Origin of the sequence: Streptomyces xanthophaeus (assembly GCF_030440515.1) — a bacterium.
In the GTDB taxonomy this organism is placed as follows: domain Bacteria; phylum Actinomycetota; class Actinomycetes; order Streptomycetales; family Streptomycetaceae; genus Streptomyces; species Streptomyces kutzneri.
In genome coordinates this window covers 4,376,115-4,402,829 of record NZ_CP076543.1, presented here as the reverse complement: position 1 = coordinate 4,402,829, position 26,715 = coordinate 4,376,115, and the positions used below count along the sequence as shown (strand labels likewise).

General features: G+C 70.8%; 23 protein-coding genes and 6 tRNA genes. 9 read left to right on the top strand and 20 right to left on the bottom strand.

Annotated features, from left to right (window positions below):
• Positions 1-5: 5 nt before the first annotated feature.
• On the top strand, positions 6-1,469 hold the full coding sequence (locus tag KO717_RS19470) for a PrsW family intramembrane metalloprotease (protein WP_437184533.1): 1,464 nt from the start codon (positions 6-8) through the stop codon (positions 1,467-1,469).
• Here KO717_RS19470 and KO717_RS19465 read toward each other — a convergent pair.
• The 8 genes from KO717_RS19465 to KO717_RS19430 form a co-directional block, all read right to left on the bottom strand.
• The gene (locus KO717_RS19465; RefSeq protein WP_301369543.1) at positions 1,378-2,418 is read right to left on the bottom strand and encodes a M23 family metallopeptidase; all 1,041 of its coding nucleotides are present in this window, start codon (positions 2,416-2,418) and stop codon (positions 1,378-1,380) included. The two genes, KO717_RS19470 and KO717_RS19465, sit on opposite strands and share 92 nt — an antisense overlap.
• 306 nt (positions 2,419-2,724) lie before the next feature.
• Positions 2,725-3,897, bottom strand: a complete 1,173-nt coding sequence (locus KO717_RS19460) for a PP2C family protein-serine/threonine phosphatase (protein ID WP_437184532.1) — start codon at positions 3,895-3,897, stop codon at positions 2,725-2,727.
• Between the two features lie 205 nt (positions 3,898-4,102).
• Positions 4,103-4,176: transfer RNA gene (locus KO717_RS19455), tRNA-Met, on the bottom strand.
• Between the two features lie 151 nt (positions 4,177-4,327).
• A complete protein-coding gene (locus tag KO717_RS19450; protein ID WP_301369542.1) occupies positions 4,328-4,846 on the bottom strand; it encodes a GNAT family N-acetyltransferase in 519 nt (172 codons plus the stop codon).
• Between the two features lie 118 nt (positions 4,847-4,964).
• A complete protein-coding gene (locus KO717_RS19445) occupies positions 4,965-6,257 on the bottom strand; it encodes a hypothetical protein (protein WP_301369541.1) in 1,293 nt (430 codons plus the stop codon).
• A gap of 97 nt (positions 6,258-6,354) precedes the next feature.
• Positions 6,355-7,668: a hypothetical protein gene (locus KO717_RS19440; protein ID WP_301369540.1), complete on the bottom strand. Its 1,314-nt coding sequence runs from the start codon at positions 7,666-7,668 to the stop codon at positions 6,355-6,357.
• A 314-nt stretch (positions 7,669-7,982) separates the two neighbouring features.
• Positions 7,983-8,300, bottom strand: coding sequence for a hypothetical protein (locus KO717_RS19435; RefSeq protein WP_301369539.1), 318 nt, complete (start codon positions 8,298-8,300; stop codon positions 7,983-7,985).
• A gap of 10 nt (positions 8,301-8,310) precedes the next feature.
• Complete coding sequence (locus tag KO717_RS19430; protein ID WP_301369538.1) at positions 8,311-8,463, bottom strand: hypothetical protein; 153 nt, start codon at positions 8,461-8,463, stop codon at positions 8,311-8,313.
• 316 nt (positions 8,464-8,779) lie between these two features.
• Here KO717_RS19430 and KO717_RS19425 point away from each other — a divergent pair, with 316 nt between their 5' ends.
• Positions 8,780-9,751 carry a helix-turn-helix transcriptional regulator gene (locus KO717_RS19425; RefSeq protein WP_301369537.1) on the top strand — a complete coding sequence of 324 codons (972 nt, stop codon included), beginning with the start codon at positions 8,780-8,782 and terminating at the stop codon, positions 9,749-9,751.
• Between the two features lie 105 nt (positions 9,752-9,856).
• On the opposite strand, the gene KO717_RS19420 is transcribed toward KO717_RS19425, so the two are convergent.
• The 6 genes from KO717_RS19420 to KO717_RS19395 all read right to left on the bottom strand — a co-directional run bounded on the left by KO717_RS19420 (position 9,857) and on the right by KO717_RS19395 (position 14,732).
• Positions 9,857-9,929, bottom strand: a tRNA-Lys gene (locus tag KO717_RS19420).
• 219 nt (positions 9,930-10,148) lie between these two features.
• A complete protein-coding gene (locus KO717_RS19415; protein ID WP_301369536.1) occupies positions 10,149-12,530 on the bottom strand; it encodes a DEAD/DEAH box helicase in 2,382 nt (793 codons plus the stop codon).
• A 278-nt stretch (positions 12,531-12,808) separates the two neighbouring features.
• Entirely contained in the window at positions 12,809-13,345 is a 537-nt protein-coding gene (locus KO717_RS19410; RefSeq protein ID WP_301369535.1) for a hypothetical protein, read from the bottom strand.
• A 144-nt stretch (positions 13,346-13,489) separates the two neighbouring features.
• Positions 13,490-13,864 carry a fluoride efflux transporter CrcB gene (crcB, locus tag KO717_RS19405; protein ID WP_301369534.1) on the bottom strand — a complete coding sequence of 125 codons (375 nt, stop codon included), beginning with the start codon at positions 13,862-13,864 and terminating at the stop codon, positions 13,490-13,492.
• Positions 13,861-14,385: a FluC/FEX family fluoride channel gene (locus KO717_RS19400; RefSeq protein ID WP_437184531.1), complete on the bottom strand. Its 525-nt coding sequence runs from the start codon at positions 14,383-14,385 to the stop codon at positions 13,861-13,863. Before KO717_RS19400 ends, crcB begins: the two co-directional genes overlap by 4 nt.
• Complete coding sequence (locus tag KO717_RS19395; RefSeq protein WP_030726307.1) at positions 14,382-14,732, bottom strand: metallopeptidase family protein; 351 nt, start codon at positions 14,730-14,732, stop codon at positions 14,382-14,384. The genes KO717_RS19400 and KO717_RS19395 overlap by 4 nt, the downstream gene beginning before the upstream one ends.
• A 103-nt stretch (positions 14,733-14,835) precedes the next feature.
• Between KO717_RS19395 and KO717_RS19390 the strand changes: the two genes are divergently transcribed.
• The 3 genes from KO717_RS19390 (at position 14,836) to KO717_RS19380 (ending at position 15,120) form a co-directional block, all read left to right on the top strand.
• Positions 14,836-14,908: transfer RNA gene (locus tag KO717_RS19390), tRNA-Glu, on the top strand.
• A gap of 39 nt (positions 14,909-14,947) precedes the next feature.
• Positions 14,948-15,021 (top strand) — tRNA-Asp (locus KO717_RS19385).
• A gap of 22 nt (positions 15,022-15,043) precedes the next feature.
• A tRNA-Phe gene (locus tag KO717_RS19380) sits at positions 15,044-15,120 on the top strand.
• Between the two features lie 38 nt (positions 15,121-15,158).
• Here the strand turns inward: KO717_RS19380 and KO717_RS19375 are convergent.
• The 3 genes from KO717_RS19375 to KO717_RS19365 all read right to left on the bottom strand — a co-directional run bounded on the left by KO717_RS19375 (position 15,159) and on the right by KO717_RS19365 (position 17,219).
• The gene (locus tag KO717_RS19375) at positions 15,159-16,004 is read right to left on the bottom strand and encodes a cytochrome c biogenesis CcdA family protein (RefSeq protein WP_301369533.1); all 846 of its coding nucleotides are present in this window, start codon (positions 16,002-16,004) and stop codon (positions 15,159-15,161) included.
• Positions 16,001-16,750, bottom strand: coding sequence for a DsbA family protein (locus tag KO717_RS19370; RefSeq protein ID WP_301369532.1), 750 nt, complete (start codon positions 16,748-16,750; stop codon positions 16,001-16,003). Before KO717_RS19370 ends, KO717_RS19375 begins: the two co-directional genes overlap by 4 nt.
• 61 nt (positions 16,751-16,811) lie before the next feature.
• A complete protein-coding gene (locus KO717_RS19365; protein ID WP_301369531.1) occupies positions 16,812-17,219 on the bottom strand; it encodes a hypothetical protein in 408 nt (135 codons plus the stop codon).
• A 111-nt stretch (positions 17,220-17,330) separates the two neighbouring features.
• On the opposite strand from KO717_RS19365, the gene hrpA reads away from it, so the two are divergent.
• Both hrpA and KO717_RS19355 read left to right on the top strand, forming a co-directional pair.
• The gene (hrpA, locus tag KO717_RS19360) at positions 17,331-21,263 is read left to right on the top strand and encodes an ATP-dependent RNA helicase HrpA (RefSeq protein WP_301369530.1); all 3,933 of its coding nucleotides are present in this window, start codon (positions 17,331-17,333) and stop codon (positions 21,261-21,263) included.
• A gap of 81 nt (positions 21,264-21,344) precedes the next feature.
• Positions 21,345-21,418 (top strand) — tRNA-Asp (locus KO717_RS19355).
• Between the two features lie 637 nt (positions 21,419-22,055).
• Here KO717_RS19355 and bldC read toward each other — a convergent pair.
• Both bldC and KO717_RS19345 read right to left on the bottom strand, forming a co-directional pair.
• Entirely contained in the window at positions 22,056-22,262 is a 207-nt protein-coding gene (gene bldC / locus KO717_RS19350; RefSeq protein ID WP_003949541.1) for a developmental transcriptional regulator BldC, read from the bottom strand.
• Between the two features lie 567 nt (positions 22,263-22,829).
• The gene (locus tag KO717_RS19345; protein ID WP_301369323.1) at positions 22,830-23,684 is read right to left on the bottom strand and encodes a hypothetical protein; all 855 of its coding nucleotides are present in this window, start codon (positions 23,682-23,684) and stop codon (positions 22,830-22,832) included.
• 167 nt (positions 23,685-23,851) lie between these two features.
• Here KO717_RS19345 and KO717_RS19340 point away from each other — a divergent pair, with 167 nt between their 5' ends.
• Positions 23,852-24,961 carry a Leu/Phe/Val dehydrogenase gene (locus KO717_RS19340; protein WP_301369321.1) on the top strand — a complete coding sequence of 370 codons (1,110 nt, stop codon included), beginning with the start codon at positions 23,852-23,854 and terminating at the stop codon, positions 24,959-24,961.
• Between the two features lie 290 nt (positions 24,962-25,251).
• Positions 25,252-25,515, top strand: a complete 264-nt coding sequence (locus tag KO717_RS19335; RefSeq protein WP_030009392.1) for a DUF3073 domain-containing protein — start codon at positions 25,252-25,254, stop codon at positions 25,513-25,515.
• Between the two features lie 79 nt (positions 25,516-25,594).
• On the opposite strand, the gene purM is transcribed toward KO717_RS19335, so the two are convergent.
• Positions 25,595-26,665: a phosphoribosylformylglycinamidine cyclo-ligase gene (gene purM, locus KO717_RS19330; protein ID WP_301369319.1), complete on the bottom strand. Its 1,071-nt coding sequence runs from the start codon at positions 26,663-26,665 to the stop codon at positions 25,595-25,597.
• Positions 26,666-26,715: the final 50 nt, after the last annotated feature.

Sequence of the window (26,715 nt, the reverse complement as noted above, 5' to 3'; positions counted from 1 at the left end):
ATGGTGTGTACCGAGCGCTCCACCTCGTGCTCCCACGTCCGTCCGGCACGGTCCGCACGTGCGTGCTCCTCGCCCTGCTCGCCGCGACCGGGGTCACCATCCTCGAACTCGTGCGGGAACAGACCGGCACCTCCGGCTTCCTGGTCGGTCTCGGTCTGGCCCTGCTGCCGGTGGCGCCGCTCATGGCGGCCTTCCGGTGGCTGGGCCGGGCCGCGCCCGTGCCCTGGTCGCAGCTGCTGTTCTGCTTCGGCTGGGGTGCCTGCACCGCGGCGCTGATCGCGATACTGGCCAACAACTTCGCCACCCAGTGGATAGCCGCGGCCACCACCGACGCCTCCGCCGCCGATCACCTCGGCTCGGTGGCCATCGCCCCGGTGGTGGAGGAGAGCGCCAAGGCGGCCGCCCTGCTGCTGGTGTTCGTGTTCCGCAGACGTCACTTCACCGGCCCCGCCGACGGGTTCGTGGTGGCCGGCTTCACCGCCACCGGCTTCGCCTTCACCGAGAACATCCTCTATCTCGGCAACGCCTTCGTGGAGGACCTGGCCGACCGCAGCAGCGCGCTGGAATCGGTCACGGCGGCGACCTTCTTCGTGCGGATAGTGCTGTCGCCGTTCGCGCACCCGCTGTTCACCGTGCTCACCGGGCTGGGCTTCGGCGTGGCCGCCGTCGGCGCCCGCCGCTCGCGCAGGATCTGTCCGCCGCTGCTCGGTCTGGCGCTGGCCATGGGCATGCACGCGCTGTGGAACGGTTCCTCGCAGTTGGGGGAGCACGGGTTCTACGTGGTCTACAGCTGCGTGATGGTCCCGGTGTTCGGGCTGCTGGTGTGGCTGGCGGTGCGGATAAGGCGCAACCGGCTGCGTGCCGTCGAAGGTGAGCTCGCGCTGTACGCGGCCGCGGGCTGGCTCGGTCCGGCCGAGGTCCCGGCCCTGGCTTCGATGCCGGCCCGGTCACTGGCCCGTTCGCTGGCCCGGCGCAGCGGGGGCCGGGCGGCCGGACGCACGGTCGCCCGCTACGAGGCGGACGCGGCGGCCCTGGCCCTGCTGCGGAACCGGGCACGGCGCGGCGGCCCCGTACGGGAGCGGGATTTCGCGGGCCGGGAGCGCGAGCTGCTGCACCGGCTCTGGCAGTCCCGGGCGACGGCGGGTCCCGCGCTGGCCCGGGCGGCGGTCATCGAGGAGCTGGTTCCGCCGTGGTTCGACCCCCTGGACCCGGGGGCCGTACGAGCGGACGTGCGGGCGGACGTACGAGCAGACGTACGGGCGGACGTACCCGGGCCGCGGCGGACGGACCACGAGCGCGGCGCGCCGGATGCGGCCCGGGAAACGAAGCCGGGAACGAGCCCGGAAGCGGCCCCGGGAACGAGCCCGGACCCGGGACTCAGACGTTCAGGCCCTTGGAGTTCAGCCACGCCAGCGGGTCCTGTGTCGATCCGCCCTTGCGTACTTCCAGGTGGAGATGAGGTCCGGTGACGTTGCCGGTGGCGCCGACGCGGCCGATGGTCTCGCCGGCGCCGACCGCGCCGGAGGTCACCGACATCGAGGAGAGGTGGCAGTACCAGATCTCCGTGCCGTCCGGGAGTTCCAGCACGATCCGGTAGCCGTAGGCGCCGGACCAGCCGGCCGAGGTGATCTTTCCGGCGGCCACGGCCTTGACCGGGGTGCCGGTCGGTGCCGCGAAGTCGAGGCCGGTGTGGTGGCCGGAGGACCACATGGAGCCGGAGTCCCCGTAGTGCGAGGTGAGGGTGTAGGCGGAGGTGGGCAGGGAGTAGCTGCCGGACGGCTTGGCGAGGCGCTCCTGCTCGGCCTTGGCCGCCGCCTCCTCCGCGGCCTTCGCCTCGGCCTCTTCCTTGGCCTTGGCCTCGGCCTGTGCCTTCGCCTCCTCGGCGGCCGCGCGGGCCGCCTCCAGCTTCTCCTTGGCCTCCTGGGCGGCGGCCTGCTGCGCGGCCTGTTCGGCCTCCGCCCGGGCCTTGGCCTCGGCGGCGTCCTGCTGGGACTCGGCCTGCTGGAGGATGCGGTTGCGCAGCACCTCGCCCGCGTCGGCGCCCTGGGCGGACTGCTGCGCGATGATCCCCGTCCGCTCGCCGGTCGAGGCCGCCGGTCCGGAACCGCCGTCCTCCTGCTGGGCCTTGTTCCCGGTCATCAGGTCGGGCAGATCGGGCAGATCGGGCAGGGCCGGCAGGGATATCGCGACCTGGGGCCGGTCCTGCGCCGTGGCGATACCGCCGGCGCCGACCGCCGCGATGACACCGACGCCGAGCACGGTGGAGCTGCGGGCAAGTCCCCCGCGCTGCTTGGCGACCCGGTGCTTGCCGCGGACCGGGCGCACCGAATCCTCGGTGGGGTTCCACTCGCCCCAGGCACCCGCGGTGGGCGGCTCCTGGATCTCGATGCCTTCAGGGGCAGGCAAGTTGGAGGCCACCGGGGCACACTCCTCATCGACGCGCAGGACGCGCGCGCGCACGGTGCCGTCTCTTGCGACGGCTGGGACGACCGCGCTGCGTTATCGAAAGGTAATAGACGTAGGGGAGTGATTCCAAGCTCATCCGCTTGATCGTTCCCACCAATCAGCCACCCACCGACTGGCTTTGGCCATCCCTTTTCGCATCAAACCACCCCCAACCGGGGCGAAAATCAAGCGAACCACCCACCTCTTCAGCCACAGGCCAAAAATGACGGGTCGTCAATCTCCTTGCGGAGAGCACCCTTTCAATTACACACCGTCACTTCACGTCGCGCGGGGCACCACCGGCACGGTCCGGCGCCGCTCCGGCTCCCGCTCCCCCGGACGGCCCACCGCGAGCAGCGCCATGTCGTCCGTCGCCCCGCCGCCCGTATGCCGGCGCACATCGCTGCTGAGCGCGCTGAGCAGCGCCTGCGGCCCGGGGAAGATCCGCCCGCGCAGCCGGGCCGCCGGATCGTAGAAGTCCCCCGCCCCGTCGCGGGCCTCGGTCAGCCCGTCCGTGTAGAGCAGCAGGGTGGTCCCCGCCGGAAAGGCCCACTCCTGCACCCGGTCCGGCCAGCCGCCCAGCTCCCCCATGCCGAGCGGCAGGGCCGGCTCCGCCGGGGCGAGGACCGCCAGCTCACCGTTCTCGTGCAGCAGCAGCGGCTCGGGATGGCCCCGGTTGAGCAGCCGCAGCACGCCGCCGCCCGGCGGGATCTCCCCGAGCACGCACGTCGTGAACCCCTCCACCGCGTCCAGGCTGTCGCGCCGGGTGCCCTCGCGGGCCAGCGCCCGTTCCAGCCGCTGCGCCAGCGCCTCCAGCGTGGGCTCGGTTTCCGCCGCCTCCCGGAACGCCCCGAGGACCACCGCGACGGCCTCCACCGCCCCCAGCCCCTTGCCCCGTACGTCGCCCACCGCCAGCCGCACTCCGTACGGGGTCTCCTGGACCGCGTACAGGTCGCCGCCGATGAAGGCGTCGGCCTGCGCGGCCTCGTACCAGGCGGACACGTGCAGTCCCCCGATGCGTTCGGCGGGCTTCGGCAGTACCGCCCGTTGAGCGGCCTCGGCGATCCCGCGCGCCGAGGCGAGCCGCTCGCCGCTGCGCCGCACCATGCGGTTGATCAGGAGCGCCAGCCCGGCGACGGTCAGTACGGTCACCAGCTCGGTCAGCGCCTCGACCTTCCAGCTGGTGCCGTTGAGGATGTGCAGCACGAACACCGCGAAAACGGCCAGGCCGCCGGTCAGGGCCGTGGCCCAGAGGGTGAACAGCGGGGCGGCGATCAGCGGTGCCGCCGTGAAGAACGGGGACCCCGTGAAGCTGGGCGGGGTCAGCACGTCGAAGACCATCCCGAGGGCGATCAGCACACCCGGCAGCACCCGGACCACGCGACGGGTCACGCCGTTCCCGACCCCGCCCGCGAGCCCACCGCCGTTGCCCTGCCGGCCCAGCCCCACCACGCTGCTCTCCTGCCGCCCGGTCCGGCGCACGGGTCCGGGCCCGCCGCCTCCTCGCCCCTCAAGGCTGGCGGCAGCAGCACCGGTAGGCGACCTGACGGCGGCCGGACGGGTGACGAGGTGTGAGAAGACGTGAGAAGAGCGCCCGGTGGAGCCGGAGCACGACGAAGGCCCGGTTCCTCTGGAGGAACCGGGCCTTCGTACTGAGTAGCGGGGGCAGGATTTGAACCTACGACCTCTGGGTTATGAGCCCAGCGAGCTACCGAGCTGCTCCACCCCGCGTCGGTAAACACAACTCTACGCCATCCGGGGGGAGCCCTTCGCCAATTGACCGCCGCACCGCCCCCAGAACCACATCACCGCAGGTCAAGGTCTTAAAACCGGGCCAGAACCGGCCCTGAACCGGCCGCATGCCGGCTCCCGCGGACGAGGGTCATCCCTGTTGCGCGGCATCCCGGCGGCGGGTCAGCACGTGCGTGGTGCTCCCGTCGTCCTCCCGCAGGTCGCGTACGCGGGTGAAGCCGATCCGCTCCAGCAGGACCAGGGAGGCGGTGTTGGCGTCGGCCACGGTGGCGTGCACCTCGGTGAGGCCGAGGGGGCCGAAGCCGTACGCGACGATCGCCTCGGCGATCTCGGTGCCGAGACCCGCCCCCCAGGCCTCGGGGGCCAGGGCGTAGATGATCTCGTGGCCGTCGACCTCGTCGGTCCGCTTGATCTCGGCGTGCCCGACCAGCCGTCCGTCCCGGCGCACGGCCCACACGTCGAAGAGGTTCTCGGCGTAGACCTTCGTGAAGACCCGTCCGAAGAGCGCCCGGTCCTCGGCCTCGGAGGCGGGACCGTCGCCCATCCACCGCGACACCCGGGTGTCCTGGAAGAGTGCGACGAAACCTTCCTCGTCCTCGGGGGTGTACGGGTCGAGGAGCAGGCGTCCGGTACGCAGAACAGGCGTCATGGTCGGCGACGCTACCCTCACCGCCCTGCGGGCTCACCGGATTTACCGGTACGGCGAAGCGCCCCACCCGAAGGAATCGGACGGGGCGCTCTCGCACGGGTGCAGGGCCGGTCAGGGACTACCTGGGCTGGCCCCAGTCGAGGGTGGTGAGGGAGCCGTCGTCGTTGCGGAGGTGGAAACGGCCCTGGGAAGGACGCCAGATCCCGACGTTGGCCGCGGGACCGCCGTTGCCGCCGTCCCAGTTGGCACCGACCGGAAGGTCACCCGCCTGACCCCAGTCCAGAACCGTCAGGCTGCCGTCGTCGTTGCGGAGATGGAACTGACCCGTCGAAGGACGGAACACCCCCAGATTGTCCGGACCCGAACCATCCCAGTTCCCGGAAACCGGCAGGTCACCCGCCTGACCCCAGTCCACCTTCGTGATCGAACCGTCGTCGTTGCGCAGGTGGAACACACCACTGCGCCACACACCCACGTTCGCGGCCGCACCACCGTCCCAGTTGCCGGCCACCGGAAGGTCACCCGCCTGACCCCAGTCCAGCTTGGTGATCGAACCGTCGTCCATCCGCAGGTGGAACTGCCCCGTCGAAGGACGGAACACCCCCAGATTGTCCGGACCCGAACCATCCCAGTTCGCAGAAACCGGCAGGTCACCCGCCTGACCCCAGTCCACCTTCGCCACCGAACCGTCGTCGTTGCGCAGATGGAACACACCACTGCGCCACACACCGACATTCGCGGCCGCACCACCGTCCCAGTTACCCGACACCGGCAGATCACCGGAGGTCTGCAGGCCGCTCCACAGCGCGCTGACGATGGTCTGGGCGTCGGCAGCCTGCGTCTGGTACCGGTCGGGGTAGGCGGAGATCTGGACCGCCTGGCAGACCTGCCCGATCGGCTTGGTCTCCCAGTTGCTGATCTTGACCATCTGGTTGAGGAAGGCGTTGGTCGACCAGGCGGGGTTCATCCGCTGGTCGAAGGAGCCCCAGCTGGCCCGCTGCTGGAACAGGCCGACGCTGTCGAGGTCGATCATGTTCGGGTTGTTGTAGAGGGTGCTCTCGACGATGGCGGTGGTCACCGCGTTCACGGCGGCCCTCTGCGGGAGGCCGCGTGCCTGGACCGCGTTGACGATCGCACGGGCGCAGGACACCCGGTAGGAGGTCAGGTAGCCGCGCAGGGTTCCGGTGAGCTGGCTGCTGAGCCGGTCGGCGGTGGCGCGGTCGGTGCTGGTCTCCGTACCGCAGGAGTAGTTCGGAGAGTTGGCGGCGGCGACGTCGGCGGCAGAGGCGCTGAGGCTGGGGCGGTCGGCCTGGCCCGTCTCGGATGCGGCGGCCGAGGTGACGAGGCCTGCGGTCAGTGCTGCTGCGGCGGTGAAGGTCGCTGCTATGTGTCGGCGCGCGGTTCGGGTCACGGTGAGGCTCTATTCCACTTCGAAATGGGGTCGATGACGGTCGATCAGGCAGTGCGCGTCCGGGGGTGCGGTCGGCCGCACCCCCGGAGATGGCCTGCTACCTGGGCTGGCCCCAGTCGAGGGTGGTGAGGGAGCCGTCGTCGTTGCGGAGGTGGAAACGGCCCTGGGAAGGACGCCAGATCCCGACGTTGGCCGCGGGACCGCCGTTGCCGCCGTCCCAGTTGGCACCGACCGGAAGGTCACCCGCCTGACCCCAGTCCAGAACCGTCAGGCTGCCGTCGTCGTTGCGGAGATGGAACTGACCCGTCGAAGGCCGGAACACCCCCAGATTGTCCGGACCCGAACCATCCCAGTTCCCGGAAACCGGCAGGTCACCCGCCTGACCCCAGTCCACCTTCGTGATCGAACCGTCGTCGTTGCGCAGGTGGAACACACCACTGCGCCACACACCCACGTTCGCGGCCGCACCACCGTCCCAGTTGCCGGCCACCGGAAGGTCACCCGCCTGACCCCAGTCCAGCTTGGTGATCGAACCGTCGTCCATCCGCAGGTGGAACTGCCCCGTCGAAGGACGGAACACCCCCAGATTGTCCGGACCCGAACCATCCCAGTTCGCAGAAACCGGCAGGTCACCCGCCTGACCCCAGTCCACCTTCGCCACCGAACCGTCGTCGTTGCGCAGATGGAACACACCACTGCGCCACACACCGACATTCGCGGCCGCACCACCGTCCCAGTTACCCGACACCGGCAGATCACCGGAGGTGGCGACGTCTTCGACGATGTTCTTGTACCGGTACGGGATGTAGGAGCCCGAGTTCTTGAAGTACGCGTAGGGGATGACGCGGCGCACGGCGTGCGGCGGGGTCTCCTCGATGCCGATGTAGGACGTCATCGAGGAGTCGGTCCAGCTCTCGAACAGGACGACGTGCGATCCGCTCACCGGGTTGGCGGAGTTGTGGAAGAGCAGCATGTCGCCCTTGCGCAGCTCGCCCTTGGTGATCCGGTCGGCGTAGGTGTCGAGGTTGCCCGTCCAGGCGTTGGTCCCGATGTTCCAGGCCATGGAGACCAGGCCGGAGCAGTCGGTGCGGTAGCCGTCGCGGTAGCTGCTCTGGCTGTACGGGACCTGGGCGTCGACCCAGGTCTTGGCGCGGGCTATGACGGAGCTGCGGGTGATGGGGGAGGCGCTCTCGGCGGAGAGCGAAGCTGCGGGGCCCGACACCGCGCCCTTGAGGGGGCCGGGCTGGCCCTGGGGGCGCTCGACGTCGGGCGTCTCCTGCGGTACGGCGGCCGTCGAGTCGGCGGCCTGGACCGTCTGCGAGTGGGCCGGCATGCCGGACAGGACGAGCGAGGCGGCGCAGGCGGCGGTGACGATGCTCGCGGCACGGAAGGCCGTGGTCTTGATGGGCAACGCAACTCCTGGTGAAGAGGCAAGCGACAGGGAAGACAGCTGGGTTGTGCGAAGTTTTCGGGCACTCGGTTCCGGGTTCCGAGGTCGGCGGGCACGCCGAGCTCGGCACACGCCGGTGCCGGCGTCGTGCGGCGGAGCGGGAGGCTCGGGCGGGCACCTCGTGGACCGCGCGGTGCCGTGAGAGGGCACGCGGGGCGGGCCGGGTGCTGCGCACCGCCGGGACGGCTGTCCTGCAGGAACAGCCGGTCACGGGCGGCCGGTCGGCGGCCGACGGCCGATGGCGGCGGGTGCTGCGGTACGGCGGACGCTGCCGGCTACGGGCGGGCGGGGTCCGCGTTCTGCGGGTGCGGGGCCGGGGGCAGATAGCGCCGGCGGAGTTCGAGTGAGTTCTGCTGGCTGCGCGTGAGGAGACCGTGTGCGCGGCGCAGCGGGGCGGGCGCGGTGGGTGCGTCCAGGGTCATGAGGTAGAGCAAGAGGTCGATCCGGTCGGCTTCGGGGCGTGCACTGGCGTGCTGGAGTCCGTCGCCCGGCAGTGCGTGGGCCCAGAGGGCGTCCACGACCTCGGCCGCCTCACTCTCGTGCGAGGCCTCGCCGGGCCGCCTCCGAGTCAGGCTGGCGTAGACGATCTCCACAGCGAACCGGTCAGCCCCAGCCGAGGCTGTCGGAGATCTGGGCGGTGGCCGGGGCGGGCGCCTTTCCGGTGGGGGCGGCTGCGGCGGCGCCGCTCACGAGGACGACCCCGGTCAGGGAGACGGCGACGACCGCGACGGCCTGGGCGATACGAATGCGGATCACGACGGGATTCCTTAGCTGCTGGCTGGATGGCTTCCTGCACCGGTCGGGCGTCCCGCGGTTGACGCTTCGTCCGGCTGCCGGCCCGGAGTGTTTCCCTGGCGGCGATCACTAGCTTCGCCGTTCGCCGACACCGCCGGAAGGCCTTTCGGGTGTCGCCTACCGGCCTGTCGGGATCCGGACATCAGGTCATGCTCATGTCAAACACAGGTCCGGGCCACTCACTTCCCTACCGATGTTGATCAAGACGGCAGGGCACTGTTTGGATAGGGTCCGACGGCCGGCGAGATACGGCCGGCCTGTGATCTGGGGGGATCCGATGCTCGAAGTTCTGGGACTGACCAATGCTGCCGTGAGGGTGTACCAGGTGATGCTGGATCATCCCGGCTACAACCTGGACGACATCGCCGCGCACTGCGCCCTGACACCCACCCAGGTGCACGAGCACCTCGACGAGCTGGCCCGGCTCACGCTCGTACGGGCCTCCGCCGAGCGTCCCGGTCATATGCGCGCGGTGAGCCCCGAGATCGGCCTCGCCGACATCCTCGCCGTGCAGGAGGCCGAACTCGCCGCCCGCCAGGCCCGGCTCGCCGCCTCACGCGCTTCCGTGACCCGCATGGTCGCCGAACGCGCCGAGCACCGCGCGCACCACGGCGAACGCCTGCAGGGCATGGACGCCATCCACAACCGCCTGGAACTGATGGGCCGCGCCGCCACCACAGAGGTCCTCAGCAGCCAGCCCGGCACCCAGCGCCCCGAGGACCTGGCGGCCAGCCGGCCCGCCGACGCCGCAGCACTCGGCCGCGGCATCACGATGCGCACCCTCTACCAGGACACCACCCGCAACCAGCCGCACATCACTTCCTACGCGCACTGGCTGCTCAGCCAGGGCAGCGAGGTCCGCACCGCCCCCACGATCCCCCAGCGCATGGTCGTCGTCGACCGCACCCAGGCCCTGGTTCCCATCGACCCCGCCGACACGCGCCAGGGCGCCCTCCACGTCACCGAGCCGGGCATTCTCGCCGCACTGCTCGACTTCTTCGAACAGGCCTGGAACACCGCAGTCCCGCTCGGCGCCGCTCGCCCTGAGGATCCCCGGACCAGCATCACCACCACGGAACGCGAAATCCTGCGCCTGCTCAGCACCGGCCTCACCGACGAAGCGGTGGGCCAGCGCCTGGGAACCTCCTCGCGCACCGTCGGACGTCACATGTCCTCGCTCATGGAACGTCTGGGCGCCAGCAGCCGCTTCGAAGCCGGCATCAAGGCCGCCCACAGAGGCTGGCTCTGATCTGCCTCGCACCCGAGCCCGGAAACGACTGAGCGCCCCACCCGGCCGAAACCGGGTGGGGCGCTCAGCAGCAGGTCAGGGGTGGGAACCCCCGCCTGCGAGCGGTAGGCCATGTCGGACTCGAACCGACAACCAACGGATTAAAAGTCCGCTGCTCTGCCAATTGAGCTAATGGCCCTCCATGTGCTCACCCCAGAGCATAGCCGGACCGCGCCGGTCAGCCGATCGGGTATCCGCCGACCGGCCTGTCGCCGCCGGTCCGGTGGCGCTCCGCGGGGCCTGGGGCCTGCCCCCGAGGGGGTGTTACGCACCATCAGTTCCAGGGAGCGAAGAAAGGGCCCGTACGGCACCTGGGGTGTCGTACGGGCCCTTTCTCAGGGGTTCAGCTCAGCTGCGATCAGCCGTTGCGCTTCCAGCGCGGCTTGTCGTCGCGGCGGCCGCCGAAGCCGCCGGTGGAACCGGAGCCGGAGCCGGAGCCGGACGGACGGTGGTCGTCACGGCGGCCGTACGGGCGGTCGCCGCCGCCGGAGCGGAAGCCGCCGGCCGGACGGTCGTCACGACGGTCGCGGTTGAACGGGCGGTCGCCGCCACCGGAGCGGAAGCCACCGGAGGTGCGGTCGTCACGGTTGTACGTGCCGTTGCCCGTGGCCGGACGGTCGCCACCGGAGCGGAAGCCACCGGAGGGACGGTCGTCGCGGCGGAAGCCACCACGGTCGCCACCACGGTCATCGCGGTTGAAGCCACCGGAGGGACGGTCGTCACGACGGAAGCCACCACCGGCCGGACGGTCGCCACCGGAGCGGAAGCCACCCGACGGACGGTCGTCGCGGCGGAAGCCACCACGGTCGCCACCACGGTCATCGCGGTTGAAGCCACCGGAGGGACGGTCGTCACGACGGAAGCCACCACCGGCCGGACGGTCGCCACCGGAGCGGAAGCCACCCGACGGACGGTCGTCGCGGCGGAAGCCACCACGGTCGCCACCACGGTCGTCACGGTTGAAGCCGCCCGACGGACGGCCACCGCGGTCACCGCGGTCGTCACGGCGGAAGCCGCCACGGTCGCCACCGCGGTCGCCGCCACGGTTGTCGCGACGCTCGAAGTTGCCACGGTCGTCACGCTGGGCGCGCTGCTCCTCGCGGCGCTCCTGCGCGGCCAGCTCGGCGGCAGCGGCGGCGGCAGCAGCCGCGACCTCGGCCTCGGCGGCCTCGGCCACCTCGGCGACAGCGGCCTCCGGGTCCTCGCCGCGCTCACGGGCGGAGCGGGCGACCAGGCGGTCGGCCTCCTCGCGCAGCTCCACGGCACGGCGCGACAGGCGCTCGAGCTGCTTGGTGAGCTCGGCGACCTCGCGCTCGGCCTGCTTGGCGGCGTTGTTCGCGGAGTCGGCCTGGACCTCGGTCAGCGAACGGGCACCGGTGATCTCGGCGACCTCCGGCTCGAACGCGCCGGCGCCCTGGACGATGTGACGCGAGGCGTCGACGCCCGCGTCCTCCATCAGGCGGAAGATCTGGCGACGCTGGTGCGGCAGCGCGAGGGAGACCACGACACCGGACTTGCCGGCGCGGGCGGTACGGCCCGAACGGTGCAGGTAGTCCTTGTGGTCGCCGGCCGGGTCCACGTTCAGGACCAGGTCGATGCCGTCGACGTGGATGCCGCGGGCGGCGACGTCGGTGGCGACGAGCGCGTTGACGTAGCCGTCCTTGAAGTCGGCGAGGACGCGGGTACGGGCACCCTGCGTCATGCCGCCGTGCAGCGCGTCGGCCTTCACGCCGGCCTCGACGAGCTGCTCGGCGATGCGGTCGGCGCCCAGCTGGGTGCGGACGAAGATGATGGTGCGGCCCTTGCGGGCGGCGATGGCGGCCGTGACCGGCGCCTTGTCCTTCGGCTTCACGACGAGGACGTGGTGCGTCATGGTCGTGACGTTGCCCTGCGCGCTGTCGACCTCGTGCGTGACGGGGTTGGACAGGTAGCGCTTGACCAGGGTGCCGATCTCGTTCTCCATGGTGGCGGAGAAGAGCATGCGCTGGCCGCCGCCGGGGATCTGGTCGAGCAGCTCGGTGACCTCGGGCAGGAAGCCCAGGTCGGCCATCTGGTCGGCCTCGTCGAGAACCGCGACCTGGACGTTCTCCAGGGAGCAGGCGCCACGGTTGATGATGTCGCGCAGACGGCCGGGGGTGGCGACGAGGACGTCGACACCGCGCTCCAGAGCGTAGATCTGGTTGCTCATGGAGGTACCGCCGCAGACGACCTTCATCTTCAGGCCGAGCACGTCGCCGTAGGGCTGGAGCGCGTCCGCGACCTGCATCGCGAGCTCACGGGTCGGCGTGAGGATGATCGCGCGGGGCTTCTTCTTCTCGGTGTGACCGCCGGCCAGGGAGGCCAGGGTCGGCAGACCGAAGGAGAGGGTCTTGCCGGAGCCGGTGCGGCCACGGCCGAGGATGTCCTTGCCGGCCAGGGCGTCCGGGATGGTCGCGGCCTGGATCGGGAAGGGGGCGGTGACGCCGTTCTGGGCGAGCTTGCGCACGATGCCCTCGGGGAGACCGAGGTCGCCGAAGGTGATCGAGGGCTCGGCGTCGGCGTCAGCGTCCGCGTCGTCGTCGAAGTCGGTGGTCGAGTCCTCGAAGGACCCGTCGGTGTTCACGTCGGCCTCAAGAGCCTCGATGATCTCGTCCGCCTCGGCGGCCTCGATCGCCTCGGTGACCACAAGGGCCTCGGCGTCGATCATCTCGTTGGAGTCGTTCTCGGGCATGACGGAACGGTCAGAGCTGGAAATGGACATGCGAAATGCGAAACCTTCCGGAGTCTCGGCACGCGCCCAAACTCCGTGAATCGCAAATCGACCGCCTCAATGCGGTCAGCCACGGCTAGGGAGAGTACGCGCCACACGGCGCTCTTCGGATTCGGCGCCGGGCAATGGGATCAAACGATCTATAACCATACGCACCCTCCCCGGGGTCTGGCAAGTCGCTCCCGCAGAAACGTCCCTGACCTGCGAAGACGCCCTCGGCGCCGGCACCGGACCGGGGCCTCGCGGACCCGGCCGGGTGCCCGCCCGGCCTACAACTCGGGGGCCGGCTGGGTGGTCGGCTCCGGCTGCGGAGTCGGCAGCTGCGGAGTGGGTTCCGTCACAGGGGGAGTCGTGGCCGGGGGCGCCGGGGTCGGGCTCGCCGACTGCTGTCCGCCGGCCGAACCGCCCGGGCCGCCGGAGCCGCCGCCCGAGCCGCCCGTCGTGGGTTCCTGCGGGCCCTGCCCGCCCGCGCCGCCGCCCGGTCCCGCCGACGGGACGGGCACCCCCGGCCGGGCGCTCGGCGCACCCGGGCTCGGCGAGGCCCCGGTCGCACCGGAGGCCTTGCCGTCCTCCTTGGGCCTGCCGTCCTGGCTCCCCGTACCGTCCTTCACGCCGTGCCCGTTGCCGCGGACCCCGGAGCCCCGCCCCGCGGCGGCCCCCGCGCCCGCCTCGGCGCCGCCGCGGCGGTCCCCCGAAGCGGAGGGCCCGGGCTTGGCCGCGTTCTCGCCGACACTCATGCAGCCGGCCGTCGCCGCGACCGCGAGCGCGGTGACGGCCAGTCGGAGGGAAGCGGACAACTGGCGCACGGGGGCACCTCCGGAGCCTGAGGGTGAACTTTCCGCATGAGCGGGTCAATGTGCCCAACTCCCTTTGACCCACAAGGGACACGCCCTCGGGCGAACACCGGGACGAAGCCCGGACGAAGCCCGGGACGGAGCCGGGCCGGACCCTCAGCCGAAGAGCCGCAGCGCCACCTGCGACCCGAGGTGCACCGCACCCAGCCCGACCAGCACCGACATCACCACGTTCGCCGCGGCCAGGAACCCCCGGCCGCGCTCGGCCAGCCGCAGCGTCTCGTACGAGAACGTCGAGTACGTGCTGAGCGCCCCGCACAGCCCGGCCCCGAGCAGCGACTGCAGCCGCGACGGGGCGGCTCCCGCCAGCGCCGCCCCGGCCAGCGCCCCGAGCACCAGACAGGCGGCCGCGTTGACCACGAAGGTGCCCCAGGGGAAGACGGAATCGTGCCGCGCCTGCACCGCCCGGTCGATCAGGTAGCGCAGCGGCGCGCCGACGGCCGCGCCCGCCACCACGAGCAGCCAGTTCACCGCGGAACGCGCCCGGGTCCGCGCCCGCGGACCGCGAGCCGGGTCGCCGCGGCCGCCGCCCACACCGCGCCGAGCGCCGCCACCACCGTGAGCCCGCCGTAGGCCAGCGCGGTTCCCGTCTCCCCCTCGTCCAGGAGCCGCGAGAAGTCCACCGCGTAGGTGGAGAAGGTGGTGAAGCCGCCGAGCACGCCCACCCCCGCGAAGGGCCTCAGCAGCGGGTGCGGTGACGTCCGGCCGCCCTCGCTGATCAGCACCATGAGTACGCCGATCAGCGCACTGCCGGAGGCGTTGATCCACAGGGTCGCCCACGGGAAGGCCCCGGGCCCGGCCGGCCACATCAGGGAGACCCCGTACCGCGCCGCGCCCCCGATCGCGCCGCCCGCCGCCACCGCCGCGAGCACCCGGCCCTGCGGCTCGGCGCGCTGCGCGGGTACGTGCAGGTCGACGTCCGGATCGATCGCCTCCACCGGCTGCGCCGCACGCGCCGCCCCGTCGCCGGGAGCCGGGACCGGCCGGGTCACCCGTACCCCAGCGCGTGCAGCCGGTCGTCGTCGATCCCGAAGTGGTGGGCGATCTCGTGCACCACGGTGACCTCCGTCTCCGCGACCACGCTCTCCCGGTCCTCGCACATGCGCAACGTGGGATTGCGGTAGATCGTGATCCGGTCCGGCAGCACCCCGGCGTACCACTCGCCGCGGTCCGTCAGCGGAGTTCCCTCGTACAGACCGAGCAGCTCGGGGTCGTCGGCGGGCGGTTCGTCCTCGACGAACACCGCCACGTTGTCCATCAGCCGCGTCAGCTCCGGCGGGATCCGGTCCAGGGCCTCTGCGACGAGCTCTTCGAACTCCTCGCGCGTCATCTCCAGCACCCGGCCATTGTCGCTCCGGGGGAAACCGTTTTGGCGATAGCTCCCCGGATCCCATATGCTTCTCACGTCCCCGACGCGCTGAGAAGTGCCCGGCGGGCCTTTAGCCCTCATCGTCTAGTGGCCCAGGACGCCGCCCTTTCAAGGCGGTAGCACGGGTTCGAATCCCGTTGGGGGTACGCATTACCGTGTGCAAGACTTGTTCTCGCACACTGCAAGGTCCTGTGGAGCAGTTGGTTAGCTCGCCACCCTGTCAAGGTGGAGGTCGCGGGTTCAAGTCCCGTCAGGATCGCTGAAGCCGGAAACGGTTTCGTGGCTGGGTAGCTCAGTTGGTACGAGCGATCGCCTGAAAAGCGATAGGTCGCCGGTTCGACCCCGGCCCCAGCCACCATCAAGAAGGCCCCGTCCCTCGGACGGGGCCTTCTGTGGTTACTCCCCTCCGGTCTCGGCCGCCGCCGCGCGCTCCCTGCGGCGCCACTGGACGACGCCGGTGGCCACCGCCCCGGCGGCCACCAGCCCGAGCAGCACCCCGTCCGGGACCGCGTCCGCCAGCGAGCGGACCCGCTGCTCCACGGCGAACGAGTCGTCCACGTCCAGCAGCCCCGGCAGCGCGCTCGCCCCGTCGTAGGCGAGGAACAGCACGCCCAGGGTGATGAAGAACAGCCCGGACAGCAGCGAGGTGGTGTGCAGCCCGAAGCGGCCGACGCGCAGGGCCCGCCCGCGCAGCCAGCGCCGCCTGCCCAGGTCGAACCGCTCCCACAGCAGCGCCAGGACGAACAGCGGTACGGCCATCCCCAGGGCGTAGACCGCGAGCAGCAGGCCGCCGTAGACGGGGCTGCCGCTGACCGCCGCGACCGTCAGGACGCTGCCCAGGATCGGGCCGGCGCAGAAACCGGCCAGCCCGTAGACCGCCCCGAGCGCGTACACCGACAGGGCGGTGGTCGGCCGGATCCGGCCCGACAGCTCGGAGATCCGCTTCGGGGCGAAGCCGAGGCCCAGGATCTGCGCGAGGCCGAGCGCGATGATCAGCCAGCCGCCGGCCAGCACGAGCTGGTCGCGGTGGCCGTGGAAGAACCGCCCGGCGTACGAGCCGGCCGCCCCGAGCGGTACGAGGGTGCTCGCGAGGCCCGCGTAGAAGATCCCGGTGCGCGCCAGGAGCCGCGAGGTGGAGTCGATGGAGTACGCGAAGAAGGCCGGCAGCAGCAGGGCGCTGCAGGGGCTGAGCAGCGCGAGGAGGCCGCCCAGCAGGGCGGCCAGGTATCCGATGTCGGTCACTGCTTCGCCGCCTCGGCCTTCGCCTTGGCGATGGCGGACGTGAAGGTGTCGAGCGGCTGGGCGCCCGCGATGGGCCTGCCGTTCAGCAGGAAGGAAGGGGTGGAGGTGACGCCGATGCGGTAGCCCTCCTCCTGGTCCTTCTTCAGGGCCGCCGCGGCCTGTTCGCCGGCCATGTCGGCCTTGAAGCGCTCCAGGTCGGGCACCTGGGCCTCCCGGGCCAGCTCCACGAGCCGGGGCTCGGCGAAGCCCTTCTCCTTCGAGCCGGCGGCGTAGGCGGCGGCGTGGAAGGCGTCGAAGCGGTCCTGCTGGCCCGCTGCCCAGGCGGCCTTGGCGGCCGCCTCGGACTCGGCGCCGAAGATCGGGAAGTTGCGCCACTCGATGCGCAGGGTGCCGTCCTCGACGAACTTCTTCATCAGTTCGGGCTCGGTGTCCCGGGCGAACTTGCCGCAGTAGCCGCACTTGAAGTCGGAGTACTCGATGAGCACGACGGGCGCGTCGGCGCGGCCGACGGCGAGCTTGTCGCCGGACTCGCGGCGGGCCAGCGCCTTGAGCCCGGCGGCGGGGTCGGTCCGGGGTGCGGTGACGGAGGCGGAACCGGAACCGGAACCGGCCGAGCCGGTCTCGGCAGGGGCGGTGGCCCGCCAGGAGACGAGGCCGAGGGTGATCGCGGCGAGGGCCACCCCGGCGGAGAGCAGCAGGGGCTTCGTGGCGGACTTCTTGGCCGAGGACTTCGTCGAGGAGGGCATGCGGGTGCTCCAGTACTGCGGGTGGGTGGGTGGGTGTGGACGGACCGGGGGACCGGTCCTTCTACACCCGCATCACACAGAGCTCCAGCCGGTCGGGGGCCGGGCGGTCGGGGCCGCGTACGGGGGTCCGTACGGGCACGGCCGCGGCCGGACCGGCGGCTTCCGGCGCCGCCCGGGCCGCCGGGACCTGGGCGTGCTGCTCGCCCGCGGCGCGCGTGGGTACGGCGGGCGTGCCCCCGTGCCCGGGAGCCGCCGGCGCGCAGGCGGGACCGTCGGAGTCGGTGTACACGGCCGCCCGTGGCCACACCACGGCCGATCCGGTGTCCGGGGCCGGGACCGAGACGGCCGCCGGGACCGGGGCCGGAGCCGTTCGGGCCGTCGGGGCGAGCGCCACCGCCGGGGACGTGCAGCCCAGCAGCACCGCCAGTACGGCGAGCACGGCGCAGCCGAAGAGGCGGGGGCGGGACAAGGTGGGACGCCTCTCACTCGTACGACCGACGGACTCGTCCCGAAATGGTACGGGTCCGCCCCACAAATGCGTTCGCCACCCGGAGGGCCCAGGTGAGATCCTCGACCAGGTATGTCTACTTCCTTCGCCGCCCTGCAGACGCTTCTCGGTGAGATCTCCCTCCGTGACGCGCACCGCCTCGGCCGCCGCCTCGAAGGCGCCCGCCGTATCCGCAAGCCCGAGGCCAAGCAGGCCGTGCTCGACGAGATCGCCGCGGAGGCCGCCAAGGCCGCCGAGCGACTGGCCGGCCGTGCCTCGCGGATGCCGGAGGTCACGTATCCCGAGAACCTGCCCGTCAGCCAGAAGAAGGACGAAATCGCCGAGGCGATACGCGACCACCAGGTCGTGATCGTCGCGGGCGAGACCGGGTCCGGCAAGACCACGCAGATCCCCAAGATCTGCATGGAGCTGGGCCGCGGCGTCCGGGGCATGATCGGGCACACCCAGCCCCGCCGGATCGCCGCCCGCACGGTCGCGGAGCGGATCGCCGAGGAGCTGAAGTCCGAGATCGGCCAGACGGTCGGCTGGAAGGTCCGCTTCACCGACCAGGTGGACCAGGACGCGACCTTCGTGAAGCTGATGACGGACGGCATCCTGCTCGCCGAGATCCAGACGGACCGCGAGCTGCGCGCCTACGACACGATCATCATCGACGAGGCCCACGAGCGGTCGCTGAACATCGACTTCCTGCTGGGCTACCTGGCCACGCTGCTGCCGAAGCGTCCCGACCTCAAGGTCGTCATCACCTCGGCGACCATCGACCCCGAGCGCTTCTCCCGGCACTTCGGCGAGGCGCCGATCGTCGAGGTCAGCGGGCGTACGTATCCGGTGGAGGTGCGCTACCGGCCGCTCCTGGAGGAGGACGGCGAGGAGGGCGACGACTCCGACCGGGACCAGATCACCGCGATCTGCGAGGCCGTGGACGAGCTCCAGTCCGAGGGGCCGGGCGACATCCTGGTCTTCCTCTCCGGCGAGCGGGAGATCCGCGACACGGCGGACGCCCTGAACAAACGCAATCTCCGCTTCACCGAGGTTCTCCCTCTCTACGCACGCCTCTCGCACGCCGAGCAGCACCGCGTCTTCCAGCAGCACACCGGGCGCCGCATCGTCCTCGCGACCAACGTCGCCGAGACCTCGCTGACCGTCCCCGGCATCAAGTACGTGATCGACCCGGGCACCGCCCGGATCTCCCGCTACAGCCACCGCACCAAGGTCCAGCGCCTGCCGATCGAGCGGATCTCGCAGGCCAGCGCCAACCAGCGCAAGGGCCGCTGCGGCCGTACCAGCGACGGCATCTGCATCCGGCTGTACTCCGAGGCCGACTTCGACGCCCGTCCCGAGTTCACCGACGCCGAGATCCTCCGGACGAACCTGGCCTCCGTCATCCTCCAGATGACCGCGGCGGGCCTCGGCGAGATCGAGAAGTTCCCCTTCATCGACCCGCCGGACCACCGCAACATCCGCGACGGCGTGCAGCTGCTCCAGGAGCTCGGCGCGCTGGACCCGGCCGAGAAGGACCCGTCGAGGCGGCTCACCCAGATGGGCCGCCAGCTCTCCCAGCTCCCCGTGGACCCGCGGCTGGCCCGCATGGTCATCGAGGCCGACAAGAACAACTGCGTCCGCGAGGTCATGGTCATCGCGGCGGCCCTGTCCATCCAGGACCCGCGCGAGCGGCCCTCGGACAAGCAGACCCAGGCCGACCAGAACCACGCCCGGTTCAAGGACGAGACCAGCGACTTCCTCTCGTTCCTGAACATGTGGCGCTACGTGCGCGAGCAGCAGAAGGAGCGCGGCTCGTCCTCGTTCCGCCGGATGTGCAAGCAGGAGTACCTGAACTTCCTGCGGATCCGCGAGTGGCAGGACATCTACTCCCAGCTGCGCACGGTCGCCAAGGGCATGGGCATCCACGTCAACGAGGCCGACGCCCCGGAGCAGGTCGTCCACGTCTCGCTGCTGGCCGGTCTGCTCTCGCACATCGGGCTCAAGGACACCGACAAGAACGAGTACCTCGGTGCCCGCAGCGCCAAGTTCGCGATCTTCCCGGGCTCCTCGCTCTTCAAGAAGCAGCCGAAGTTCGTGATGTCGGCCGAGCTGGTGGAGACCTCGCGGCTGTGGGCCCGGGTGAACGCCAAGGTGGAGCCCGAGTGGGTGGAGCCGCTGGCGCAGCACCTGGTCAAGCGCACGTACAGCGAGCCGCACTGGGAGAAGGACCAGGCGGCCGTGATGGCGTACGAGAAGGTCACGCTGTACGGCGTACCGATCGTGGCCCAGCGGAAGATCAACTACGGCCGGATCGACGCGGAGGTCTCGCGCGAGCTGTTCATCCGCAACGCGCTGGTCGAGGGTGACTGGCGCACCCACCACAAGTTCTACGCCGACAACCGCAAGCTCCTCACCGAGGTGGAGGAGCTGGAGAACCGGGCCCGGCGCCGCGACATCGTGGTGGACGACGAGACGCTCTTCGACTTCTACGACCAGAAGATCCCCGCCCACGTGGTCTCGGGGGCGCACTTCGACTCCTGGTGGAAGCACAAGAAGCGCGAGGAGCCGGAACTCCTCGACTTCGAGCGCGAGATGCTGCTGACCGAGAAGGCGGCCGGGGTCACCAAGGCCGACTACCCGGACTCCTGGCGGCAGGGGCAGCTGAAGTTCCGGGTGACCTACCAGTTCGAGCCGGGTGCGGACGCCGACGGCGTGACCGTCCACATCCCGCTCCAGGTGCTGAACCAGGTCACCGACGAGGGCTTCGACTGGCAGATCCCGGGCCTGCGCGAGGAGGTCGTCACCGAGCTGATCCGCTCGCTGCCGAAGCCGATCCGCCGGCACTACGTGCCCGCGCCGAACTATGCCGGCCGCTTCCTGGACACGGCGGTGCCCCTGCAGGAGCCGCTGCCGGTCACGCTGGCGCGCGAGCTCCAGCGGATGGTCGGGGTCCCGGTCTCGGCCGAGGACTTCGACCTCACCCGGATCCCGGATCACCTGAAGATCACCTTCCGGATCGTCGACGAGCGCCGCAAGAACCTCGCCGAGGACAAGGACCTGGAGGCCCTGCGGCTGAGGCTGAAGCCGAAGGCCCGCCAGGCGCTCTCCAAGGCCGCCGCGGCCACCGCCGAGCGGGCGGGCGGGGAGTCGGTGGAGCGCACCGGGCTGACCGACTGGACGATCGGCACGCTGACCAAGGTCTTCGAGACCCGTCGGGCGGGCCAGCCGGTGAAGGCGTACCCGGCGCTGGTGGACGAGGGCGCGACCGTGTCCGTACGGCTCTTCGACACGGAGGCCGAGCAGCAGCAGGCGATGTGGCTGGGCACCCGGCGGCTCATCCTGCTGAACATCCCGGTGAACCCGGCGAAGTTCGCCTCGGACCACCTGACCAACCAGCAGAAGCTGGCCCTGTCCAGGAACCCGCACGGTTCCATCCAGGCGCTCTTCGACGACTGCGCGACCGCGGCGACCGACAGGCTGATCGCCGACCACGGCGGCCCGGCCTGGGACGAGGCGGGCTTCCGGAGGCTCTACGAGGCCGTCCGCGCCGACCTGGTGGACACGACCGTGCGCACGGTGGGCCAGGTGCAGCAGGTGCTGGCCGCCTGGCAGGCCTGTGAGCGCCGCCTGAAGGCCACGGGCAGCCTGGCGCTGGTCGCGAACATCCAGGACGTCAAGACGCAGCTGGCGGCCCTCATGCCGGCCGGCTTCGTGACGCTCACGGGGCTGCGCAGGCTGCCGGACCTGATGCGCTACCTGGTGGCGGTGGACCGGCGGCTCCAGCAGATGCCCACGGGCGTCCAGCGCGACACCACGCGCATGGAGAAGGTCCACGAGATGCAGGACGAGTACGCCTGGCTGCTGGAGCAGTTGCCGAAGGGGCGCCCGGTCCCGTCCACGGTCACCGACATCCGCTGGATGATCGAGGAACTGCGCGTCAGCTACTTCGCGCACGCGCTCGGGACGGCGTACCCGATCTCCGACAAGCGGATCGTGAAGGCGGTGGATGCGGCGGCGCCGTGACCGGCGCCGTGGTCCGGTTCGACTGCACCCCCTGAGCTGCGGTACAGTCTGATTCGCAGCCGCCGAGCGGCCGCAAATCAAGGACCTGTGGAGCAGTTGGTTAGCTCGCCACCCTGTCAAGGTGGAGGTCGCGGGTTCAAGTCCCGTCAGGTTCGCAGAAACGTCAGGGCCCGTATCCCTCTGGGGATACGGGCCCTGACGCGTTGGCGGGCGGCACCGCCCGGACGGCCTTGGGGGCCGCCTGGGGCGCGTGGAGCACCCGCGGCGCCGCGCAACACCTCCGGGCCGCGTCCGGCGCGCCTACGGGGCGCCCATGACCGCGTGACGGGTTCTCCCCGGGCACGCGCCCGACTTCTCCGGACCCGTGCGGGCCCGTCCGGACCTTCTGGCACCGCGGCCGAAAGGCCCCCGAGGCGGCCGTCACCCGGAATCCCCCGTTCGCATGATGTGCCTCGCGAACCGCGTCCCCTTTACGGGGTGCATTACCGGATATACAAGAGTGATCATCTGTGACGGGAGTCACCGCATGAGTTTTTGAGACTCATACTTTTATCGCACCCATACGCCGGCTCGATAGAATATGTGCAATGGCACCTACCCTGCCGGCGATCCTGCGCGCGATCGAGACCGCCCTGACCTGGGCATAAAAAGATCGCGCTGGACCCGGCGGAGTCCAGCGCGATCGAACGGCTCGGAACCTGTTGGGGCAGGCCCGGCCGTATGAAGCTATGTGGGTTTCATCGGATTGGGGGACCCGATATAAACCCGTTAAAGCGGGGTGTTTACGCGACCTCAGGCTTCGCTGCGCTGCTGCGGAATTCCCGCGAGCAGTGCGCGAACCTCGGCCTCGCGGTACCGGCGGTGTCCACCCAGGGTGCGGATGGACGTGAGCTTGCCAGCCTTGGCCCAGCGGGTGACCGTCTTCGGGTCCACGCGGAACATCGTGGCAACCTCAGCCGGGGTCAGCAGCGGCTCGGCATCAGGGGTGCGAGCGGTCATGAGCGGCCTCCTCGGGAGAACCGAACCATCTCGGTTCTTTCCTCTAAATTCTGCACCTTGGCCCGCGTTGCCCGAAATGGACATACGCGGGCCGAGTCGGTTATAGGACGAACGGCTTGTCCTCGGCACTACAACTACACCATCCGTCCAGCCTCGACGGCCAAACCGACGGAATTGCCCTCCGAGGTGTTCATCAGCGGCGGAAGCCGATGGACCGTCCCATAACGGACAGTCACCCCACTGTGACGATCAGTCACAGAGCGATCAGGAGTCGTCAGACCCCCCGTAGAGTGCAATGCCGAGCATTCCGCCCTTAGTTGGGCGGAAGGAACCCTCCCCGGACTCCTTGTCCTATTTTGGCACGAGGGTAGGGGAAGGGCGCAAGGGTGTAGTTAGTGCGGTCCGTCACGCTTGGGCCAATGGCCCGTATCGGGACGTAGGTCCTGGTACTACGTCCCAAATGCCATGATCAGGCCTCTGATCAGCCAGTATTGACCGATCGACCGATACCGGACGATACGTACTGACCCCTCCTGAGTGAAACCAGCCACACAGGCCCCTTTCGGCCTAATTCGCAAAAAGCCGCTCCCGGACCGCTCTCCACCGCTCCGCCAGCTCCTCGTACACCTCGGTCGCGCCCTCCGGGTCCCCGGCCCGCAGGGCCGCGATACCCGCCGCGAGGTCCCCGGCCGAGCGGTCGGCCGCCAGCCGGTCCGCCGGCAGCGCGTACAGCAGCCCGCCGTAGTCCAGCTCGACCATCGAGCGCGGGTGGAACTCCTCCAGCCAGCTCCCCACCTCCACCAGCCCGTCGGCGAGCATCCCGTACCCCTCCGCGTCGCGCAGGGTCCGCAGCGCGCGGGCGAGCCGCCGCCGGGCCTGCACCATCGGCGTGCGGTAGCGCAGCCGCTCGCCCGGCACGTGGTCCCGCTCCTCGTCCGCCACCAGCACGAACCAGCGCAGCGGAACCTGCCACACCCCCGTACGGATCCAGGGGCGCGCGTCCGGGTTCCGTTCGCGCCAGTGCTCGTACTCCTCGGCCGCCCTCCGGCGGGCCCCCGGCGGGAGCGCCGCGTCCAGCACCGGGCGCGGGAACCACTCGACGAGTTCCTGGAGGGCCAGCCAGCCGCGGAGCCGGGTGCGCCACGGGCAGACCAGCAGCACCCCGTCGACCACCGCCGTGAAGGCGTCCGCGCTCTCGTGGGCCGGCACCCCCACCACCGGGACCCGCACCAAGTCCGACAGCGACCGGCGCAGTTCGTCCTGGGCGGTCGGGGTCGTCCCGCGCCGGGCGTAGTCGGCCCAGTGCGTGCGCTCCGGCTCGGCGAAGGCCGCCAAGGGCTCGTAGATGCGCAGGTAGGAGGCGTACGGGACGGTCGGCGCCGAGCGCGCGGACGGCAGCGGGAGATCGGAGGATTCGCTCACGCTCTCGTACTGCCCTTCCACGGGGTCCGGTTCACCTCCGGGGCTCGCGCCACGGGAGTGTTTCGATCCTCGGACAGGTCCCCTACGGGCGGCCCCCAGGTCTTACTCTGCTCCCAGCACGCCCTCCCCCACCCGCAGGGCGGGCGTCTTTCCGCCGCATCTCTTCCATGGGAGTCACCACCGTGACCGAAATGACCGACGGCGTCCTGCACACCCTGTTCCGTACGGAGCAGGGCGGCCACGAGCAAGTCGTGCTGTGCCAGGACCGCGCCACCGGCCTGAAGGCCGTCATCGCCATCCACTCCACCGCCCTGGGCCCCGCCCTCGGCGGTACGCGCTTCCACGCGTACGCCTCCGACGAGGAGGCCGTCCTCGACGCGCTGAACCTCTCGCGCGGCATGTCGTACAAGAACGCGCTCGCCGGTCTCGACCTCGGCGGCGGCAAGGCCGTGATCATCGGCGACCCGGACGTCCTCAAGACCGAGGAACTGCTCCAGGCCTACGGCCGGTTCGTGGAGTCCCTCGGCGGCCGTTACGTGACCGCCTGCGACGTCGGCACCTACGTGGCCGACATGGACGTCGTGGCCCGCGAGACCCGCTGGGCGACCGGCCGCTCCCCCGAGAACGGCGGCGCCGGCGACTCCTCGGTCCTCACCGCCTTCGGCGTCTTCCAGGGCATGCGCGCCAGCGCCCAGCACCTGTGGGGCGACCCGACCCTGCGCGGCCGCAAGGTCGGCGTGGCCGGTGTCGGCAAGGTCGGCCACTACCTGGTCGAGCACCTGCTGGAGGACGGCGCCGAGGTCGTGATCACGGACGTACGGGAAGAGTCCGTACGCCGGATCCTGGACAAGCACCCGGGCAAGGTCACCGCCGTCGCCGACACGGACGCGCTGATCCGCACCGAGGGCCTGGACATCTACGCCCCCTGTGCGCTCGGCGGTGCCCTGAACGACGAGACCGTCCCGGCGCTCACCGCGACGATCGTCTGCGGCGCGGCGAACAACCAGCTCGCCCACCCGGGCATCGAGAAGGACCTCTCGGACCGCGGGATCCTCTACGCGCCCGACTACGTGGTCAACGCGGGCGGTGTCATCCAGGTCGCCGACGAGCTGCGCGGCTTCGACTTCGACCGCTGCAAGGCCAAGGCCACGAAGATCTTCGACACCACGCTGGAGATCTTTGCCCGTGCGAAGGCGGACGGCATTCCGCCGGCCGCTGCGGCCGACCGGATCGCCGAGCAGCGCATGGCCGACGGCCGCGCCGCGCGCGCCGTCTAGGCCCTTCCCGGGGCTTTCGGGTGCGCCCGCCGGGGTGCGGCGAGACGGAACTCACTGCACTTCGGCGGGTCGCCCGCCAGGAAAAGGTTAAAATCGCAGCTGACCAGCGAGGACGGGGCGCCTTGTTGGTTCTGCACCGGGGCGCGTCATGCGGGCGGCGTACCGTATGGCCGCGGAAGCAGGTACCGTTAAACCCCTACGGACGGTCTCTCCACGGAGAGCCCGCTCCGAACCATGAACGCGTGTCAGACTCTGGGGCCGTCGAGCCCCGTCACCGAGGGGGTCGAGCCATGGGGCGCGGCCGGGCAAAGGCCAAGCAGACGAAGGTCGCCCGCCAGCTGAAGTACAGCAGCGGCGGGACTGACCTCTCGCGTCTGGCCAACGAGCTGGGCGCATCGACCGTGGAACCGCTGCCTGTCAGCGAGCCGGTCGAGGTAGACGACGACGAACTGGACGAGGACGACCCGTACGCTCGGTACGCGGACCTCTACAACAGGGATGACGACGACGAGGACGAAGAGTCCGGGCCGTCGTCACAGCGTCGCGGCGCTTGACGCCCTGAGGCGTCTGCACGACAGACAAAAGACTGAAACCCGGTCCAGGGCATCGCCCCGGGCCGGGTTTCAGTGCTGCTCAGCTCGCGTAGGAACCGGTCATGGTCGCGCCCTCGGTGTGGTCGCCGCGGTCCAGGATCTCTCCCGCGACCCACGCGTCGACGCCCCGGTCGGCCAGCGCGGTCAGCGCCACGTCCACCGACTCCTGCGGAACGACGGCCATCATGCCGACGCCCATGTTCAGGGTCTTCTCCAGCTCCAGCTGCTCCACCTGACCGGCCTTGCCGACCAGGTCGAAGATGGCGCCGGGGGCCCAGGTCGAACGGTCGACCGTGGCGTGCAGGTGGTCCGGGATCACCCGGGCCAGGTTCGCCGCGAGGCCGCCGCCGGTGATGTGCGAGTAGGCGTGCACCTCGGCCGTACGGGTGAGGGCCATGCAGTCCAGCGAGTAGATCTTGGTGGGCTCCAGGAGCTCCTCGCCGAGGGTCCGGCCGAGCTCCTCCACGTGCTGGTCGAGCGACATCTTGGCGCGCTCGAAGAGGACGTGGCGGACCAGCGAGTACCCGTTCGAGTGAAGGCCGGACGAAGCCATCGCGATGACGGCGTCACCCGTACGGATGCGATCCGCGCCGAGCAGGCGGTCGTACTCGACGACGCCCGTTCCGGCACCGGCCACGTCGAAGTCGTCCGGGCCCAGCAGGCCGGGGTGCTCGGCGGTCTCGCCGCCCACCAGGGCGCAGCCGGCGAGGACACAGCCCTCGGCGATGCCCTTGACGATCGCCGCGACACGCTCGGGATGCACCTTGCCGACGCAGATGTAGTCGGTCATGAAGAGCGGCTCGGCGCCGCAGACGACGATGTCGTCCATGACCATCGCCACCAGGTCGTGGCCGATGGTGTCGTACACGCCGAGCTGGCGGGCGATGTCCACCTTGGTGCCGACGCCGTCGGTGGCCGAGGCGAGCAGCGGGCGCTCGTAGCGCTTGAGGGCGGAGGCGTCGAAGAGGCCGGCGAAGCCGCCGAGGCCGCCGAGGACCTCGGGGCGCTGCGTCTTCTTCACCCACTCCTTCATCAGCTCGACGGCGCGGTCGCCCGCTTCGATGTCCACGCCTGCGGCTGCGTAGCTGGCACCGGTGGTCTTCTCTGTCATGACAGGAGAGAGCTTTCGTGTCGTTACTGCGTGTGGTGCCGGGCCCTGGG